The organism is Sphaerisporangium viridialbum (genome assembly GCF_049674955.1).
Classification (GTDB): domain Bacteria; phylum Actinomycetota; class Actinomycetes; order Streptosporangiales; family Streptosporangiaceae; genus Sphaerisporangium; species Sphaerisporangium viridialbum.
In genome coordinates this window covers 1,721,423-1,741,410 of record NZ_CP187232.1, presented here as the reverse complement: position 1 = coordinate 1,741,410, position 19,988 = coordinate 1,721,423, and the positions used below count along the sequence as shown (strand labels likewise).

The window sequence follows — 19,988 nt, the reverse complement described above, 5'->3', positions numbered from 1 at the left end:
TTTCCAGTAAGCGTGAGTCAGCAGGTCAGAGTTCGTTGTCGATGAGCGCGAAGATCTCCTCGTCGGAGGCGGAATCGATCTTCCCCACCACGCCGCCGGCGCCGTTGGGACCGTCAGGACCGGCGGCGAACCTGACCAGGCCGCTCTGCAGGATGGCGACGAGCCTGCCCCTGACGACCTCTCCCTCCCCGTTGAGGGCGGTCAGCATGGACTCGACCCGTTCCAGGGCACCGCGCAGGGTGTCCTCGGGCGAGGGCGCGGCCGGGGCGAGCGTCTTGAACAGGTAGTCGGTCAGGGCGGTGACCGTCGGATGGTCGAACACCAGCGTGGCGGGCAACCGCAGCCCGGTCTCGGCGTTGAGCCGGTTGCGCAGTTCCACCGCGGTCAGCGAGTCGAAGCCCAGCTCGTTGAACGCCCGGTCCATGCCGACGTTCTTGGCGTCGCCGTGCGCCAGGACGGCGGCGACGTGCGACCGCACCAGGTCGGCCAGGTGCCCGCGCGCCTCGGCCTCGGCCATCGCCCCCAGGCGTTCGGCCAGCCCGGCCGACCCCGCGGTGCGGCCTCCGGCGCTGGTGGCCGCGCGGCGCGGCGCGCGTACCAGGCCCCGGAGCATGGACGGCAGCCCGCCCGTCTCGGCGCGGGCGCGCAACCCGGCGACGTCCCAGCCGGAGGCGACCGTCAACGGTTCCGGGCTGGTCAGCGCCGAGTCGAACAGCTCAAGGCCCTGCTCCGCGGTCAGCGGCGCGACGCCCGAGCGGGCGAGGCGCGCCGTGTCCGCCGAGGTCAAAGCGCCGGTCATGTCGGAGTCGGTGTCCCACAGACCCCAGGCGACCGACACCGCCGGCAGGCCGAGCGCTCGCCTGTGGGCCGAAAGGACGTCCAGGAAGACGTTCGCCGCCGCGTAGTTGGCCTGGCCCGGGTTGCCCAGCACGCCGGCCAAGGACGAGAACACCACGAACGCCGCCAGCGGGAGATCCTTGGTCAGCTCGTGCAGGTGCCACGCCGCGTCGGCCTTGGGCGCGAGGACCCGGTCCAGCCGTTCCGCCGACAGCCCTTCGACGGTCGCGTCGTCCAGCACCCCGGCCGTGTGCACCACCCCGGTCAAGCCCGGGACCGACCCCAGCAACCCCGCCAGCGCGTCACGGTCGGAAACGTCACACGCCGCCACGGTGGCCCTCGCCCCCAGACCTTCCAGCTCGGACACCAACTCGAAGGCACCCGGCGCGTCCGGCCCACGGCGCGACACCAGCAGCAGATCCCGCACGCCATGGTGCTCCACCAGCCGCCGCGCGACCAGGCTGCCCAGCCCGCCCGTACCACCGGTCACCAGCACCGTCCCCGAAGCCAGGTCGCAGGGGGTTCGTTCCGCGACGTCCCGCCGCGCCAGGCGGGGCACCGACACCACGCCGTCTCGGACGGCCAGTTGCGACTCGCCCGAGGCGACCGCCGCCGCGACCAGACCCCACCCCGAGAAACCCTCCTCCGCGTCCAGCAGCACGAACAACCCCGGATGCTCAGCCTGCGCCGACCGCACCAAACCCCACACCGACCCGCCCACCACCCCCCCGACCTGCACCCCCGCACCAGGACCCGCCGCACCACCCGTCACCAGCACCAGACGAGAACCAGCGAACCGCTCATCGGCCACCCAACCCCGCACCAGACCCAGCACCCGGCCCGACAACTCACGCACCGAACCCGGCACATCCCCCGAACCCGCCACACACGAGACCACCACGAAATCCGGCACCGGCTCCCCCGCCGCCACCGCCACACCCAGCGCGTCCACATCCGCGAACCCGTCCAGCCCCGCCACCGGCTCACCCAGGAACACCCACCGCGACCCGTCCAGGGGTGCGACGGCCAGGTCGATCCAGTCGACGCCATGGGGCACCGGCCCGGCCGCACCGCCTGCCGCCGGCACCTGGGCCGCCACGGCCCGCGCCCGCAGGGAGTCCATCGAGAACACCGGCCGGCCGGAGACGTCCACGGCCTCGACGGCCCATCCGTCGTCCCCGGCCCCGGTCAGGCGAACCCGCAGCGCCCGGGCGCCCGCCGCCGGCAACCGCACGCCGCGGAACTCGAACGGCAACCTCAGCTCGCCCGCCCCGTCGGCGATCAGCAACGGATGGAACATCGCGTCCAGCAACGCCGGATGCAACCCGAACCCCGCCACCTCCACCTCGTCATCCACCGACACCTCGGCGAACAACTCACCACCACGACGCCAAACCCCCCGCACCCCCTGAAACACCGGCCCGTACTCATAACCCAGATCGGCCAACCGCTCGTAACCACCATCCAGCGGCACCACCGACGCGCCCTCCGGCGGCCACACCCCCGCCCAGCCGCACACCTCTGACGCGCCACCGACGGGGTCCACGGCCACCACGGCCGACGCGTGCCGCACCCACGCGGTGCCGCCGGCGTCCTGCGAACGCGAGAACACGGCCAGGTCGCGGCGGTCCCCGGCGTCCGGCCTGCCGACGGTGATCTGGATGCCGACGGTTCCGGCCTCCGGCAGGACGAGCGGAGCTTCGAGGACGAGCTCCTCGACGAACTCGCAGCCCGCGATGGTCCCGCCTTCGAGGGCCAGCTCGGCGAACGCGGCGCCGGGAAGCAGGACACCACCGCTGACGGAGTGGTCGGCGAGCCAGGGCGCGTCCGCCAGGGACAGCCGCCCGGTGAGCACGAAACCGCCGTCGGCCACCGGTACGACGGCGGTGAGCAGCGGGTGCCGCGAGCCGCCGATCCCGGAGCCGGTCGCGTGACCGGCGCGCTCCGAGCCGTCGAGCCAGTACCTGCGCCGCTCGAACGCGTAGGTGGGCAGGTCCACGTGCCGGTACGGCGCGGGCGCGAGCGCGGCCGTCCAGTCGACCTCGGCGCCGAGGACGTAGGCCCGGGCCACGGCGGTGAGGAAGCGGCGCCGGTCGCCGGACCCGCGGCGCAGCGACCCGCAGACGCGGGCGCCGATCCCGGCGGCCTCGCAGATGTCCTCGACGTCGGACACCAGCACGGGGTGCGGGCTCACCTCGACGAACAGCGGGGTGCCGTACCCGGCGAACGCCCCGACGGCCTGCTCGAACCGCACCGGGTTGCGCAGGTTGTCGAACCAGTAGTCGGTGGTGAGCTCCTCAGGGTCGACGAACCTGCCGGCCAGCGAGGAGCAGAAGGCCACCTCGGTGGGCCGGGGCGCCACCTGCTCCAGCGCCGCCAGCAGCTCGTCGCGCAGCTCTTCGATGTGCGGCGTGTGCGAGGCGTAGTCCACCGCGATCCGCCGCGTGCGCACGGTGTCGCCGCACGCGGCGGCGAACTCCTCCAGCGCGTCGAGGTCACCGGCCACCACCGCGCCGGCGGGCCCGCTGTGGACCGCCACCCAGAGCCGGTTCGACCACGGCTCCAGCCGCTCCCATACCTGCACGGCCGGCAGCGAGACCGCGAGCATGCCGCCGGTACCGCCGAGCTTCACCAGCGCCCGGCTCCGCAGGGCGACGACCTTGGCCGCGTCCTCCAGCCCGAGCGCTCCGGCGACGTACGCGGCGGCGATCTCCCCCTGCGAGTGGCCCACCACCGCCGCCGGGTTCACGCCCATCGACCGCCACAGCTCCGCGAGCGCCACCATGACCGCGAACAGCACCGGCTGGATGACGTCGGAGCCGGAAAGCGCCGGCGCGCCCTGCGCGCCACGCAGCACCCCCTCGACCGACCAGCTCGTGTACGGCTCCAGCGCCAGATCGCAGCGCCGCAGATGGGTGCGGAAGACCTCACTGTGGTCCAGCAGATCGACGGCCATGCCGGCCCACTGCGACCCCTGCCCGGGGAACACGAACACCGGCCGGACGTCGGTGGCCGCGAGGCCGCTGACCGCCGCCGCGTGCGGCAGGCCGTCCGCCAGCGCGCCCAGGCCCGCGACCAGTTCCGCCCGGTCCTCGGCCACGACCACCGCGCGATGGGCGAACCCCGGCCGCCGCGACAGCACCCGCCCGGCCGCCATCAGATCACCGGGCTGGGTCTCCAGTGCGTACGTACGCAACCGTCCCGCCTGAGCCCGCAGCGACGCCTCGGACTTCGCCGACACCACCCACACCAGCGGGCCCTCCGGCTCCACCGGAGCCGGGCCGTCCCCGGGCACCCCCTCCAAGATCACGTGCGCGTTCGTGCCGCTGACCCCGAAGCCGGACACCGCCACCCGCAGCGGACGGTCGCCCGGCAGCTCCACCGGCTCGGTGAGCAGCCGCACCCCGCCCGCCGACCAGTCGACGTGCGGCGTGGGCTCCTCCACATGCAGGGTGGGCGGCAGGGTCCGGTGTTCGAGCGCCTTGACCATCTTGATCACACCGGCGACGCCCGCGGCGGCCTGGGTGTGGCCGATGTTCGACTTCACCGAGCCGAGCCACAGGGGACGGTCGTCGGGGCGGTTGCGCCCGTAGGTGGCCAGCAGCGCCTGGGCCTCGATGGGGTCGCCGAGCCGGGTGCCGGTGCCGTGCGCCTCCACGGCGTCCACGTCCCGGGTGTCGAGGCGCGCGTCGGCGAGCGCCTGCCGCACCACGCGCTCCTGGGCCGGGCCGTTCGGCGCGGTCAGACCGTTGCTGGCGCCGTCCTGGTTGACCGCGGAACCGCGCACCACGGCCAGGATGCGGCGGCCGTCGCGCTGGGCGTCCGACAGCCGCGCAAGGGCGAGCACGCCCACACCCTCGGCCCACGCGGCGCCGTCGGCCGTGGAGGAGAACGACTTGCACCGCCCGTCGGGGGCCAGCGCGCGCTGCCGGGAGAACTCCACGAAGGGTTCGGGGGCCGCCATAACGGTCACGCCGCCGGCCAGCGCCAGCGAGCACTCCCCGCGCCGCAGCGCCTGCACGGCCAGGTGCACGGCCACCAGGGAGGACGAGCACGCGGTGTCGACGGAGATCGACGGCCCCTCCAGCCCGAAGGTGTACGACACCCGCCCCGACAGCACGCTGGACGCGCTCAACGTGAACAGCGAGCCCTCGACGGTCTCCGGGGAGGCGCCGAGGAACCGGCTGGCGTAGTGGTCGTACATGTTGCCCAGGTAGACGCCCGTGCGGGTGCCACGCAGGGTCGCCGGGTCGATGCCGGCCCGCTCGAACGCCTCCCACGTGGCCTCAAGGACGAGCCGGTGCTGCGGGTCGGTGGCGAGCGCACCACGCGGGCTCATCCCGAAGAAAGCCGCGTCGAAATCCCCCGCGTCATAGATGAACCCGCCATGCCGCGTGTACGACTTCCCGAACGCTTCAGGATCGGGGTCGTACAACCCCTCCACATCCCAACCCCGGTCGACCGGAAAATCCCCGATCGCATCCCCACCGGCGACCACCAGATCCCACAGATCCTCAGGACTCGCCACACCACCCGGAAAACGGCACGCCATCCCGATGATGGCGATCGGCTCATGGCGCCGGTCCTCGAACTCGGCGAGCCGTTGCCGGGTCTCGGTGAGTTCGACGGTCGCACGCTTGAGGTAGTCGCGGAGTTTGTCCTCGGTCCCCATCGGTCGAGCCTTTCCAGTAACGAGAGTCATAGGTCAGAGTTCGTTGTCGATGAGCGCGAAGATCTCCTCATCGGAAGCGGAATCGATCTTCTCCACGACCCCGTCGGCGCCGTTCGCGCCGCCGGCGCCGGCCGTGCCCGCGCCGAACCTGGTCAGGCCGCTCTGCAGGATGGCGACGAGCCTGCCCCTGACGACCTCTCCCTCCCCGTTGAGGGCGGTCAGCATGGACTCCACCCGTTCCAGGGCCACCCGCAGCGTCTCCTCCGGGGACGGCGCGGCCGGGGCGAGCGTCTTGAACAGGTAGTCGGTCAGCGCGGTGACCGTCGGATGGTCGAACACGAGCGTGGCGGGCAACCGCAGCCCGGTCTCGGCGTTGAGCCGGTTGCGCAGCTCCACCGCGGTCAGCGAGTCGAAGCCCAGCTCGTTGAACGCCCGGTCCATGCCGACGCTCTCGACGCTGCCGTGCGCGAGGACGGCCGCCACGTGCGAGCGGACGGTGTCCGTCAGCAGCCGCCGGGCGTCGATCTCGCTCATGCCGGCCAGGCGCTCGACCAGCCCGGCCGAGCCCGCCGCCCGGCCTCCGGCGCTGGTGGCCGCGCGGCGCGGCGCGCGTACCAGGCCTCGCAGCATGGACGGCAGCCCGCCGGTCTCGGCGCGGCCGCGCAACCCCGTGGTGTCCCACTTCGCGGCGACGACCAGTGGATCGGGCGAGGCGAACGCCGAGTCGAACAGCTCAAGGCCCTGCTCGGCGGTCAGCGGCGCGATGCCCGACCGTGCCATCCGGGCGACGTCGGCCGAGGTCAGGGTGCCGGTCATGTCGGAGTCGGTGTCCCACAGACCCCAGGCGACCGACACCGCGGGTAACCCCAGCGCTCGTCTGTGGGCCGAAAGGACGTCCAGGAACACGTTCGCCGACGCGTAGTTCGCCTGCCCGGCATTGCCCAGCACGCCCGCCAGCGAGGAGAACACCATGAAGAACTTCAGCGGGAGCTCCCGCGTCAGCTCGTGCAGGTGCCACGCCGCGTCGGCCTTCGGGGCGAACACCGCGTCCAGCCGTTCCGCCGACAGCCCTTCGACGGTCGCGTCGTCCAGCACCCCGGCCGTGTGCACCACCCCGGTCAAGCCCGGGACCGACCCCAGCAACCCGGCCAGCGCGTCACGGTCGGAAACGTCACACGCCGCCACGGTGGCCTTCGCCCCCAGACCTTCCAGCTCGGACACCAGCTCGAAGGCACCCGGCGCGTCCGGCCCACGGCGCGACACCAGCAGCAGATCCCGCACGCCATGGTGTTCCACCAGCCGCCGCGCGACCAGGCTGCCCAGGGCTCCGGTGCCTCCGGTGACCAGCACGGTCCCTGAGCCGGTCGCCAGGGGCCGGGCCGGCGCCTCGGCCGTCCGCCGCGTGAGGCGGGGTGCCAGCACCGCGCCTTCGCGCGCGGCCAGTTGCGACTCGCCCGAGGCGACCGCCGCCGCGACCAGACCCCACCCCGAGAAACCCTCCTCCGCGTCCAGCAGCACGAACAACCCCGGATGCTCGGCCTGCGCCGACCGCACCAGACCCCACACCGATGCGCCCACCACCCCCGCGACCTGCACCCCCGCACCAGGACCCGCCGCACCACCCGTCACCAGCACCAGACGAGAACCGGCGAACCGCTCATCGGCCACCCACCCCTGCACCAGACCCAGCACCCGGCCCGACAACTCACGCACAGCCCCAGGCACATCCCCCGAACCCGCCACACACGAGACCACCACGAAATCCGGCACCGGCTCCCCCGCCGCCACCGCCACACCCAGCGCGTCCACATCCGCGAACCCGTCCAGCCCCACCACCGGCTCACCCAGGAACACCCACCGGGAGTCGCCGTCGTCCTGGGTGACCGCGACGTCCACCCAGTCGACGCCGTGCGGCACGGCCACCGTCTGGCCGCCGCCCGCACCCGCCAGCGATTCGAGCGCGACCGAGCGCACCCGCAGCGACTCCATCGAGAAGACCGGCCGGCCGGAGACGTCGGCGGCCTCGATGGCGCACCCGTCGGTGCCCGCGGACTCCAGCCGGACCCGCAGCACCCGGGCACCGGCCGCGGACAGCCGCACGCCGCGGAACTCGAACGGCAACCTCAGCTCGCCCGCCCCGTCAGCGATCAGCAACGGATGGAACATCGCGTCCAGCAACGCCGGATGCAACCCGAACCCCGCCACCTCCACCTCGTCATCCACCGACACCTCGGCGAACAACTCACCACCACGACGCCAAACCCCCCGCACCCCCTGAAACACCGGCCCGTACTCATAACCCAGATCGGCCAGGCGCTCGTAACCACCATCCAGCGGCACCACCGACGCGCCCTCCGGCGGCCACACCCCCGCCCAGCCGTACACCCCGCCGGCCACGGCGCCGCCGGAGTCCACGGCCACGGCACCGGAGACGTGGCGGGTCCACGCGGCCTCCGGGTCGTCGGCCGGGCGGGAGTGCACCCGCACCTGGCGGGCGCCGGCCTCGTCGGCCCGCTCGACGACGACCTGCAACGCCAGCGCGCCCTGCTCCGGCAGCACCAGCGGCGCCTCGAACATCAGCTCCTCAAGAAGGTCGCAGCCGAGCTGGCCGGCGGCCTCCAGGACGATGTCGACGAACGCCGCGCCCGGCAGCACGGTCGCGCCGATCATCACGTGGTCGGCCAGCCACGGCGAGCCGGTGACCGACATGCGGCCGGTGAACACCGTCGTGCCGTCGTCGGCGATGTCGACCACCGCCCCGAGCAGGGGGTGGCCGAGCCCGCGCAGACCGGCCGACGAGACGTCCCCGGCGCGTACGGGCGAGAGGAGCCAGAAGCGCTCGCGGTCGAACGCGTACGTCGGGAGGTCGACGTCCGCGCCGCCGGACAGCCGGGGCCAGTCGACGGCCACGCCCGCCACGCAAGCCTGCGCGAGGCAGGTGACCAGCGCGTCCGGCTCCGGCCGCCGGCGCCTGTTGAGCGAGATGACCGAGGCGTCCGGCAGGGTGACGCACTCGTGCGCCATGCCGGACAGGACCGCGTCCGGCCCGACCTCGATGTACGTGCTCACCCCTTCGGTCTCCAGCCGGCCGATCGTCGCGTGGAACATGACGGGACGGCGGATCTGTTCCAGCCAGTACTCCGGCGCCGTCCAGGTGGCGTCGCCGGTCAGGTTGGTGGCGAACGGGATGCGCGCCTCGCCGAACCGCACGCTCTCCAGCTCGGCGGCGAACTCCGCGAGCATCGGCTCCATCAGCGGGGAGTGGAAGGCGTGGCTGACCGCGAGCCGCCGGGTCCGCCGGCCGAGCTCCCGCCACTCGTCGGCCACCGCCAGGCAGACCTCCTCCGCCCCGGAGACGACCACGCTGGTGGGGCCGTTGACCGCCGCGATCCCGACGAGATGCTCCTGACCGGCGAGGGTCGGCGCGACCTCCTCCTCGGTGGCCTCGATGGCGATCATCGCGCCCGGCTCGTCGAGCGCCTGCATCAGGCGGGCGCGTGCGGTGATCAGCCGTGCGGCGTCCGCCAGCGACCAGACTCCCGACACGTGCGCGGCGGCGAACTCGCCCACCGAGTGCCCGGCGACGTAGTCCGGCGTGACGCCGAGCGACTCCAGCAGCCGGTAGGCGGCCACCTCGAACGCGAACAGGGCCGGCTGGGTGTAGCGGGTCTCGTTCAGCGCCGCCGCATCGGGCGTGCCGGGCTCGGCCCACATCACCTCGCGCAGCGGGCGGTCGAGGTGGGCGTCGAGCGCGGCGCAGACCTCGTCCAGCGCCTCGGCGAACACCGGCGACACGGCGTACAGCTCGCGTCCCATCCCGAGCCGCTGCCCGCCCTGGCCGGTGAACAGGTACGCCAGCCTGGGCTTCTCCTGGGCGATGCCCTTGACCACCTCGGCCACCGGCTTGTCGCGCAGGTGGTCGGCGAGGGCGGCGATCAGGGCGTCGCGGTCGTGGCCGAGGACGACGGCGCGATGCTCGAACAGCGACCGTCCGGAGGCCAGGGAGTGCGCCACGTCGGCCGGGCGCAGAGTCTCGTGGGCGGTGACGAAGTCGTGCAGGCGGGCGGCCTGCCCGCGCAGCGACTGGGCGCTGTGCGCGCTGATGACCCAGGCCAGCGGGGCCGCGCCGGGGCCGGCGGTCACGCCGGGCGGGGCGGCGGGAGCGCTCGGCTGTTCCGGGGCCTCCTCCAGGACGACGTGGGCGTTCGTGCCGCCGATGCCGAACGAGGACACCCCGGACCTGCGCGGGTGACCGTCGCGCGACCAGTCCCTGGCCTCGGTCAGGAGCCCGACCCCCGACCAGTCGATGTGCTGCCCGGTCTCGTCGACGTGCAGCGTCCGCGGCAGTACCCCGTGCCGCATCGCCATCACCATCTTGATCACACCGGCGACGCCCGCAGCGGCCTGGGTGTGGCCGATGTTCGACTTCACCGAGCCGAGCCACAGGGGACGCGCGGCCGGGCGGTTGCGCCCGTAGGTGGCCATGAGGGCCTGCGCCTCGATCGGGTCCCCCAGGCGGGTACCGGTGCCGTGCGCCTCGACCGCGTCGACGTCCCGGGTGTCCAGGCGGGCGTCGGCGAGCGCCTGCTCCACCACGCGCTCCTGGGCCGGGCCGTTCGGCGCGGTCAGGCCGTTGCTGGCGCCGTCCTGGTTGACCGCCGACCCCCGGATCACCCCGAGAATCCGCCGTCCGTTGCGCTGGGCGTCCGAGAGCCGCTCCAGCGCGAGCACTCCCGCGCCCTCGGCCCACGCGGCGCCGTCGGCCGTGGAGGAGAACGACTTGCACCGCCCGTCAGGCGCCAGCGCGCGCTGCCGGGAGAACTCCACGAACGAGTCGGGGGTGGCCATCACCGTCACGCCGCCGGCCAGCGCCAGCGAGCACTCCCCGCGCCTGAGCCCCTGCACCGCCAGGTGCATCGCCACCAGCGAGGACGAGCACGCGGTGTCGACCGCGATCGAGGGGCCTTCTAGCCCGAAGGTGTACGACACCCGCCCCGGCAGCACGCTGGCGGCGCTGGACACCATGAGGATGCCCTCGACCGCTTCGGGGACGGCGCCGTTGGTGAACCGCAGCGAGTAGTCGTTGTACATGTTGCCCAGGTAGACGCCCGTGCGAGTGCCACGCAGGGTCGCCGGGTCGATGCCGGCCCGCTCGAACGCCTCCCACGTGGCCTCAAGGACGAGCCGGTGCTGCGGGTCGGTGGCGAGCGCACCACGCGGGCTCATCCCGAAGAAAGCCGCGTCGAAATCCCCCGCGTCATAGATGAACCCGCCATGCCGCGTGTACGACTTCCCCAGCGCCTCGGGATCGGGGTCGTACAACCCCTCCACATCCCAACCCCGGTCGACCGGAAAGCCACCGATCGCATCGCCGCCATCGACCACCAGGTCCCACAGATCCTCAGGACTGGCCACACCGCCCGGGTAGCGGCACGCCATGCCGATGATGGCGATCGGCTCGTGACGCCGATCCTCGACGCCGGTCAGGCGCTGCCGGGTCTCCGCGAGCTCGACGGTCACACGCTTGAGGTAGTCGCGTAGCTTTTCCTCATTGGCCATGATCGGGCCTTTCCAGGGAGGATCTCAGGGGAGACGTCATAGTTCGGTCGTCGATGAGCGCGAAGATCTCCTCATCGGAAGCGGAGTCGATCTTCTCGACCACGCCCTCGGCGCCGCCGGGGCCGCCCGTACCGGCGGCGAACCTGGTGATCAGACCGGCGCCGAACCTCGTGACGGCGCTCTGCGCGATGGCGACGAGCTTGCCGCGAATGGCCTCCGCGTCCTCGCTGGCGCCCGACAGCATCGACTCGACCCGTTCCACGGCCCCGCGCAGGGTGTCCTCAGGTGAGGGGGCGGCGGGCGCCAGCGTGCGGAAGAGGTAGTCGGTCAGGGCGGTAACGTTCGGGTGGTCGAACACCAGCGTCGCGGGCAACCGCAGTCCCGTGTCGCCGTTGAGCCGGTTGCGCAGCTCCACCCCGGTCAGCGAGTCGAACCCCAGCTCGTTGAACGCCCGGTCCACCCCGACGTTCTCGACGCTGCCGTGCGCGAGGACCGCGGCCACATGCGACCGCACCAGATCGGCCAGGTGACCGCGCGCCTCGGCCTCGGCCATCGCCGCGAGGCGCTCGACCAGGCCCGCCGATCCGGCCGCGGTGGAGGCCGCTCCCGCCGCGGTGGCGGTGGCGGCGCGTCGCAGCGCGCGCACCAGGCCGCGCAGCACCGACGGCAGCTCGCCCCTCTCTGCGCGGGCGCGCAGGGCGGTGTTGTCCCACCTGGCGGCGACGACCAGCGGGCCCGGCGAGGCGAGCGCCGAGTCGAACAGCTCAAGACCCTGCTCGACGGTCAGCGGCGCGATGCCCGCGCGGGCCAGGCGGGCCGTGTCCGCGGCCGACATCTGCCCCGACATCCCGGTGCCGACGGTGTCCCACAGCCCCCACGCCACCGACACGGCGGGCAGGCCCAGCTCGCGGCGGTGCGCCGCGAGGACGTCCAGGAACACGTTGGCGGCCGCGTAGTTGCCCTGGCCGGGGTTACCGACCACGCCGGCGACCGAGGAGAACACCACGAACCACGAGAGCGGGAGCTCCCGCGTCAGCTCGTGCAGGTACCAGGCCGCGTCCACCTTGGGGGCGAACACCGAGTCCAGCCGCTGCGCCGACAGCCCCTCCACGGTCGCGTCGTCCAGGACGCCCGCCGCGTGCACCACGCCGGTCAGCGGCACCTGCGAGGGGATCGACTCCAGCAGCGCCGCGAGCGCGTCGCGGTCCGACACGTCACAGGCCGCCACCGTGGCCCGCGCCCCGAGGCCCTCAAGCCGGGACACCAGTTCGGCGGCACCGGGCGCGTCCGGCCCGCGCCGCGACACCAGCAGAAGGTTCTGGGCTCCGTGCCTCTCCACCAGCCGCTGGGCGACCAGGCTGCCGAGCCCGCCCGTGCCGCCGGTCACCAGCACGGTTCCCGACCCCACGTCCGAGGACCCGGCCGGCGTCTCGGCCGTGCGGCGTGCCAGGCGGGGGACCAGGAGCTTCCCGTCCCGCGCCACCAGTTGCGACTCGCCCGAGGCCACCGCCGAGGCCACCAGCGGCCATCCGGAGAACCCGTCGCCGGCGTCCAGCAGGACGAACCGTCCCGGATGCTCGGCCTGCGCCGACCGCACCAGCCCCCACACCGGGCCCGCGACCACGGCCGGGACCATGCCGCCCGCCGGGTCGAAGACGCCCCGGGTCACGAACACCAGGCGGCAGCCCGCGAACCGCTCGTCGCCCACCCATGCCTGCACCAGGTCGAGGGCCTGGTACATGCCGTCGCGCACCGAGTACGGCACGTCGTCCGCGTCGGCCTCCGGCAGGTAGGGGACCAGGACGATGCCCGGGACCTCGCCCGCGGTCATCTCCGCGAGCGAGGCGAGGTCGTAGTAGCGCGGCGCGCTGACCCCGGCCCTGCCCAGCTCCTCCCCGATCTCGTCGGCGAAGCCGTCGTACCCGACCACGGCCCATCGCTGGTCGGCGAGGTCGGCGCCGGACGCCGCGAGGTCCACCCAGTCGACCGTGTACGAGGCCGCGTCCGACGCGGCGCGCGAGGCCGCGCCGTCTCTCGGGACCCGGCGCAGCGTCAGCGCGTCCACGCCCGCGATCCAGTTGCCCGCGCCGTCGTGGATCGCGAGGGACACCCGGTCGTCGCCGAGGTCCGCGATCCGCACCCGCGACGCCTCGGCGCCGAGGGCCGACACCCGCACCCCGCTCCAGGAGAACGGCAGCAGCAGCGAGGGCACGTCCTGCGCGGCCTCGGCCGAGTCGAGCACCAGCAGGTGCAGCGCCGCGTCCAGCAGCGCCGGGTGGAACGTGAACCGGCCGGCGTCCCCGCGGACGTGCTCCGGCAGGGCCACCTCGACGTACGCGCCGCCGTCCACGCGCCAGGCGGCCCGGAGCCCCCGGAACGCGGGGCCGTACTCGTAGCCGCGCTCGGCGAGCCGCTCGTACACCTCGTCCAGGTCGACCGCGACGCCCTCCGACGGCGGCCGGCCGGGGAGCCGTTCGGGGGCGGCGGTCGGGCCGATGGAGAGCGTGCCCGTGGCGTGCCGGGTCCAGGTGGCCTCGGCGTCGCCCGCCTGGCGGGCGTACACGGTGAGGCCGCGCCGGCCGTCCGCGTCCGCGCCGCCGACCGCGAGCTGCACCTGAACCGCCCCGGCCTCGGGCAGGAGCAGCGGAGCCTCCAGCGTCAGGTCCTCTATCTCGTCGCAGCCCGCCGTGGTGGCCGCTTCGAGGGCCAGTTCGACGAATGCGGTGCCCGGCAGCAGCACCCCGCCGTCCACGACGTGGTCGGCGAGCCACGGCATCGCGCCGCGCGACAGCCGCCCGGTGAGCAGGAACCCGTCGTCTCCGGCCAGCGGCACTACCGCGCCGAGGAGCGGGTGCCGGGAGGCGTCCATGCCCCGCGCGGCGACGTCCACGGTGGCGGCGGCGCCGTCGATCCAGTACCTGCGGTGCTCGAAGGGGTAGGTGGGCAGGTCGACGTGGCGGTGGGGCCCCTGGCCGAGCGCCCGCGCCCAGTCCACCTCGGCGCCGAGCACGTACGCCTGGCCCGCCGCCACCAGGAACCGGCGCCGGTCGCCGTCGTCCCGGCGGAGCGTCCCTGTGGCGCCGCCGGGTATGCCCGCCGCCTCCAGGGTGTCCTGGATGTGCCCGGTCAGCACGGGATGCGGGCTGGTCTCGATGAACAGCGGGGTCCCGTGCCCGGCGAAGGCCCGGATGCCCTCCTCGAACCGCACCGGGTTGCGCAGGCTGGTGTACCAGTACGCGGCGTTCAGCTCGGCGTGGCCGATGAACGCGCCCGCCAGCGAGGAGCAGAAGGCGACGTCGGTGGGCCGTGGCGAGACGTCGTCCAGCGTGGTGAGCAGCTCCTCGCGGAGCGCTTCGATGTGCGGCGTGTGGGCCGCGTAGTCGATCGCCACCCTGCGGGTCCGCACTTTCTCGCCGCAGGCGGCGGCGAACTCCTCCAGCGCGTCGAGGTCGCCGGCCACGACCGTGCTGGCCGGGCCGCTGTGCACGGCCACCCACAGCCGGTCGGTCCACGGCGAGAGCAGCTCCCGCGCCCGCGCGGCCGGCAGCGACACGGCGAGCATGCCGCCGCTGTCGCCGAGCTTCATCAGCGCCTGGCTGCGCAGAGCGACGACCTTGGCGGCGTCCTCCAGGCCGAGCGCTCCCGCGACGCAGGCGGCGGTGATCTCTCCCTGGGAGTGACCGATCACGGCGGAGGGCTCGACCCCGAGCGACCGCCACAGCTCCGCGAGGGACGCCATGACCGCGAACAGCACCGGCTGGATGACATCGGAGCCCGCAAGCGCCGGCGCGCCCTCCCTGCCGCGCAGCACCGCCTCCACCGACCAGCCGGTGTACGGCTCCAGCGCCGCCTCGCACCGCCGGAGGTGGGTGCGGAAGACCTCGCTCTCGTCCAGCAGGCCGACCGCCATCCCGGCCCACTGCGACCCCTGCCCGGGGAACACGAACACCGGACGCACGTCCGAGCCCGCCACCCCGCTCGCCAAGGTCGCGTGGGGCGTGCCGCCGGCCAGCGCGGCCAGGCCCGCGACCAGCTCTTCCCGGTCCTCGGCCACGACCACCGCGCGGTGGGCGAACCCCGGCCGCCGCGACAGCACCCGCCCGGCCGCCACCAGATCACCCGGCTCGGCCTCCAGCGCGTACGTACGCAACCGCCCCGCCTGAGCCCGCAACGACGCCTCGGACTTCGCCGACACCACCCACACCAGCGGGCCCTCCGGCTCCTCGGGAGCCGGGCCGGCCTGCGGGGGTCCCTCCAGGATGACGTGCGCGTTCGTGCCGCTGATGCCGAAGCCCGAGACGGCCGCCCGCAGCGGACGGTCGCCCGGCAGCTCCACCGGCTCGGTGAGCAGCCGCACCGAGCCGCCGCTCCAGTCGACGTGCGGCGTGGGCTCCTCCACATGCAGGGTGGAGGGCAGGGTCCGGTGTTCGAGCGCCTTGATCATCTTGATCACGCCGCCGACGCCGGCCGCGGCCTGGGTGTGGCCGATGTTCGACTTGAGCGAGCCGAGCCAGACCGGCCGGTCCGCGTCCCGGTTCGCGCCGTACGCGGCGATGATCGACTCTGCCTCGATGGGGTCCCCGAGCCTGGTGCCGGTGCCGTGCGCCTCGACCACGTCGACGTCGCCCGCGGAGAGTCCTGCGTCGGCGAGCGCCTGGCCGATGACCTCCCGCTGGGCCTGGCCGTTCGGGGCGGTCAGGCCGTTGCTGGCGCCGTCCTGGTTGACCGCGCCGCCCTTGATCACGGCGAGTACGGGGTGTCCGCGGCGACGGGCGTCGGACCAGCGCTCCAGCAGGAGCATCCCCGCGCCCTCGCCCCAGCCCGTGCCGTCCGCCGAGGCGGAGAACGCCTTGCAGCGGCCGTCGGGGGCGAGCCCGCCCTGGCGGCTGAACTCCACGAACATCCCGGGGCTGGACATGACCGTCGCGCCGCCGGCCAGCGCCAGCGAGCACTCCCCGCGCCGCAGCGCCTGCACCGCGAGGACGATCGCCACCAGCGAGGACGAGCACGCGGTGTCCACGGTGATCGCGGGCCCCCGCAGGCCCAGGGCGTACGCGATGCGCCCGGAGGCGACGCTGAGCGCGGTGCCGGTGAGCAGGTGACCGTCGGCGGCGCCGGTGGACTGGTGCAGCCGGGGGCCGTAGTCGGAGGCCATGGCGCCCACGAACACTCCGGTGGCGGACTCCCGCAGTTCGGCGGGGTCGAGGCCGGCCCGCTCGACGGTCTCCCAGCAGATCTCCATCAGCAGCCGCTGCTGGGGGTCCATGGCGGCCGCCTCGCGGGGGCTGATGCCGAAGAACCCGGCGTCGAACTGGTCGGCGTCGTGCAGGAAGCCGCCGTGCCTGGTGTCGCTGGTGCCCGACCGGCCGGGCCCGTGGGCGAACAGCGCGTCGAGGTCCCAGCCCCGGTTCGGGGGGAACTCCGTGATCGCGTCGGTGCCGGTGCGGACCAGCCGCCACAGGTCGTCCGGCGACTCGACGCCTCCGGGATAGCGGCAGCCCATGGCCACCACCACGATGGGGTCGGTCTCGTCGCGCGTGCGCGCCTCGGCCGCCGCTTCGGACGGCCCGTCGTGGAGCAGCCCGTACAGGTGGTCGATGAGCCGGTCGGGGGTCGGCTGGTCGTACAGCAGGCCGGTCGGCAGCCGCAGCCCGGTGGCCGACCTGAGCCGGTCGCGGAGGTCCTCCAGGGTCGCCGACTCGAAGCCGAGGTCCTTGAAGGTCCTGGCCGGCTCCAGGGCGCGGGTGTCCTGGTGCCCGAGCAGCCCGGCGGCGGTGGTCAGCACCAGCTCGCGCACCGCGCGCCGCGAGAGGCCGTCCGGGGTCCACGGGCCGGTGGGCGTCGCCGGCGCGGACGGCTCGCGCCCGGCCTCGACGGCCGGGCGATCGGGCCACTGGGATTCGCCGGGCGTCGCGGGACGATGGGCGTCGCCCGGCGTCCCTGGCCAGTACCGCTCGCGCTGGAAGGCGTAGGTGGGCAGGTCGACGAGCCGGGCGCCCGGCTCGGAATCGCCCAGAGTGGACCAGTCGACGTCGGCTCCGCGCGTGTACGCCTCGGCGAGCGCCCGCCGGAACCGGCCGGGCCCGCCGTCGCCCCGGCGCAGCGTGCCGACCACGGCCGCGTCCCGCTCGGCCTCCTCGATCGTCTCCTCGATGCCGGCCGTGAGCACCGGGTGCGGGCTGCACTCGACGAACAGGCCGCAGTGCTCGTCGAGCGCCCGCCGGGTGGCCTGGGCGAACAGCACGGGGTGGCGCAGGCTGCGGTACCAGTAGTCCGCGTCCAGCCCGGCGGTGTCCATCGGCTCGCCGGTCAGCGTGGAGACGAACAGCGTGCCGGTGCTCACCGGGCGGACGGGCGCCAGCGCGCTGAGCACCTCCTCGCGGATCCCCTCGACCTCGGCGGAGTGGGACGCGTAGTCGACCGGGAGGAGCTTGGTGCGGTACCCGTCGGCCGAGAGCCGCCGTTCCAGGTCGGAGAGCGCCTGCCGCGTCCCGGAGACGACCACGGAGCGAGGCCCGTTGTACGCGGCCACGGCCACGTGCGGCGCCAGCGGCCGTACGGCCGAGGTGACGACGTCAAGTGGGGCGGCGACCGACAGCATGCCGCCCCTGCCGGTGATGCCGGCGATCGCGCGGCTGCGCAGCGCCACGACCCTGGCGGCGTCCTGGAGAGACAGCGCTCCGGCGACGGTCGCCGCCGCGATCTCCCCCTGCGAGTGCCCGACGACCACGTGGGGCTCGACGCCGGCGGCCCGCCACAGCCCGGCGAGCGACACCATGACCGCCCACAGCGCCGGCTGGACCACGTCGACCCGGTCGAGGCCGGGCGCGCCGGGCGTCTCCCGCAGGACGTCGAGCAGGGAGTGGTCGGTGAACGGTGCGAGGGCCTCGGCGCATTCGGCGATCCGCCCGGCGAACGCGGGCGAGCCGGCCAGGAGGTCACGTGCCATGGCGGGCCACTGCGACCCCTGTCCGGGGAAGACGAACGCGCGGCGGCCGGCGGTCACCGACCCGGTGACCACGGACTCGCCGGGGAGCCCGGCGGCGAGCGCCTCCAGGCCGGCGAGCCGGGCGGCGCGGTCGGCGCCGAGCACGACCGCCCGGTGCTCGAACCGGGTGCGGCTGTGGACCAGGGCCAGCGCCACGTCCGCGGTCCCGGCCGAGGGGTCCTCGCCGGCACGGGCGTGCAGCCGCCGCGCCTGGCCCCGCAACGCGGCGGCGGAACGCGCGGACAGCACCCACGGCACGTCCGAGCCCGCGAACGCGACGGGTGCGACGGGGTCACCGGAGGCGGCGGAGCCGTCTGAGCGCGCGACCGGCTCGCCGGAAGCGGCGGAGCGCGCGGCCGGTTCGCCGGCGGAGGCGGCGGGTTCGCCTGGGGGCGGTTCGGAGAGGATCAGGTGGCAGTTGGTGCCGCCCATCCCGAAGGAGCTGACGCCCGCGACCAGGGGACGCCCGGCGGCGGGCCAGGGACGGGTGGACCGTACGACCTGGAGGCGCAGCTCGTCCAGCGGGATGTCGGGGTTGGGGGTCTCGAAGTTCAGGCTCGGCGGCAGCTCGCGGTGGCGAAGGCTCAGCGCCACCTTGAGGAACCCCGCGATGCCCGCGGCGCCTTCGAGGTGGCCGATGTTGGTCTTCACCGAGCCGACCAGAAGCGGGTCGGCGCCCGGCCGCCCGTCCCCGTCGGCGGCGCCGAGCGCGCCCGCCTCGACGGGGTCGCCGACCTTCGTGCCGGTGCCGTGCAGCTCCACGTACTGGACGTCGGCGGGCCCGACTCCGGCGCGGGCGCGGGCCAGCGTGATGACCTCCCGCTGGGCACGCCCGCTCGGCACCGTCAGCCCGTCGCCGCCGCCGTCGTTGTTGACGGCGCCGCCGAGGATCACGCAGTGGACCGCGTCCCCGTCGGCGAGCGCCGCGGAAAGGGGCTTGAGCACGACGAGCGCGCCGCCCTCGCCGCGCACGTACCCGTTGGCGCGGCTGTCGAAGACGTAGCAGCGGCCGTCCGGCGACAGCGCCCCGAAGCTGCCGATGGCGGCGGTGGTCTCCGCCAGCAGGTTGAGGTTCACGCCACCCGCGAGCGCGAGCCGGGTCTCGCCGCGGCGCAGGCTCTCGCAGGCCATCTGCACGGCCACCAGCGACGACGACTGGCCGGTGTCGAGGGTCAGGCTCGGGCCGTTCAGCCCGAGGAAGTACGAGACCCGGTTGGCGATCATGGCCCGGTTGGCGCCGGTGTAGGTGTGCCGGCCCACGCCGCCCGCGCCGATACGGTCCTGCAGCGCGGCGTAGTCGTTGGAGATCGCCCCGAGGAAGACTCCCGCGGCCGTGCCGCGCAGCGCGGCCGGGAGGATCCGCGCGTTCTCCAGCGCCTCCCACGACAGCTCGAGCGTCAGCCGCTGCTGGGGGTCCATGGCCGCGGCCTCGTTCGGGGAGATCCCGAAGAACCCGGCGTCGAAGCGGTCCACGTCCGGGATGAAGCCGCCCCGGGCGTACTCGACGGCCGTGGTGTGCGGCCACCGGCCTTCCGGCACCGCCGTCACCGCGTCCACGCCGTCGCGCAGCAGCCGCCAGAACCGCTCGGGGTCGTCCGCCCCGGGCAGCCGGCACGACATGCCCACGACGGCGACCGGCTCCTCCGCCGGGAAAACAGGACGGGCGTCCCGCCGGCCGGACTCGTCGGCCGTCGCGCCGGTCAGCTGAATCGACTCACCAACCATCAACGTGCCACCTCAAGCCTCGGGCATCACCAACATGACACCGCCGGTTTCGATAAAGACACCGCGCAGGAATGATGGACAGTAGTGTGGAATTGCGGCTATTGAATAGTTACTGCGACCTTAATGGCACCCCTCCGGCCTGGGCCACGGTCGCATGTTGGCACATTGTTGCCAGTAGCAAGTTGCCATCGCCTTCGACCGCTATTC

3 protein-coding genes are annotated in these 19,988 nt (G+C 74.1%); all 3 read right to left on the bottom strand.

The annotated features are described in order from the left end of the window. Positions 1 to 25: 25 nt before the first annotated feature. Genes ACOZ38_RS07905 through ACOZ38_RS07895 form a run of 3 tightly spaced genes read right to left on the bottom strand, consistent with a single transcriptional unit; the run spans position 26 to position 19,781 of the window. Complete coding sequence (locus ACOZ38_RS07905; RefSeq protein WP_424529450.1) at positions 26 to 5,509, bottom strand: type I polyketide synthase; 5,484 nt, start codon at positions 5,507 to 5,509, stop codon at positions 26 to 28. A gap of 33 nt (positions 5,510 to 5,542) precedes the next feature. Further along, positions 5,543 to 11,068: an SDR family NAD(P)-dependent oxidoreductase gene (locus tag ACOZ38_RS07900; RefSeq protein ID WP_424529449.1), complete on the bottom strand. Its 5,526-nt coding sequence runs from the start codon at positions 11,066 to 11,068 to the stop codon at positions 5,543 to 5,545. Next, entirely contained in the window at positions 11,058 to 19,781 is an 8,724-nt protein-coding gene (locus ACOZ38_RS07895; protein WP_424529448.1) for an SDR family NAD(P)-dependent oxidoreductase, read from the bottom strand. The genes ACOZ38_RS07900 and ACOZ38_RS07895 overlap by 11 nt, the downstream gene beginning before the upstream one ends. Between the last annotated feature and the right edge of the window lie 207 nt (positions 19,782 to 19,988).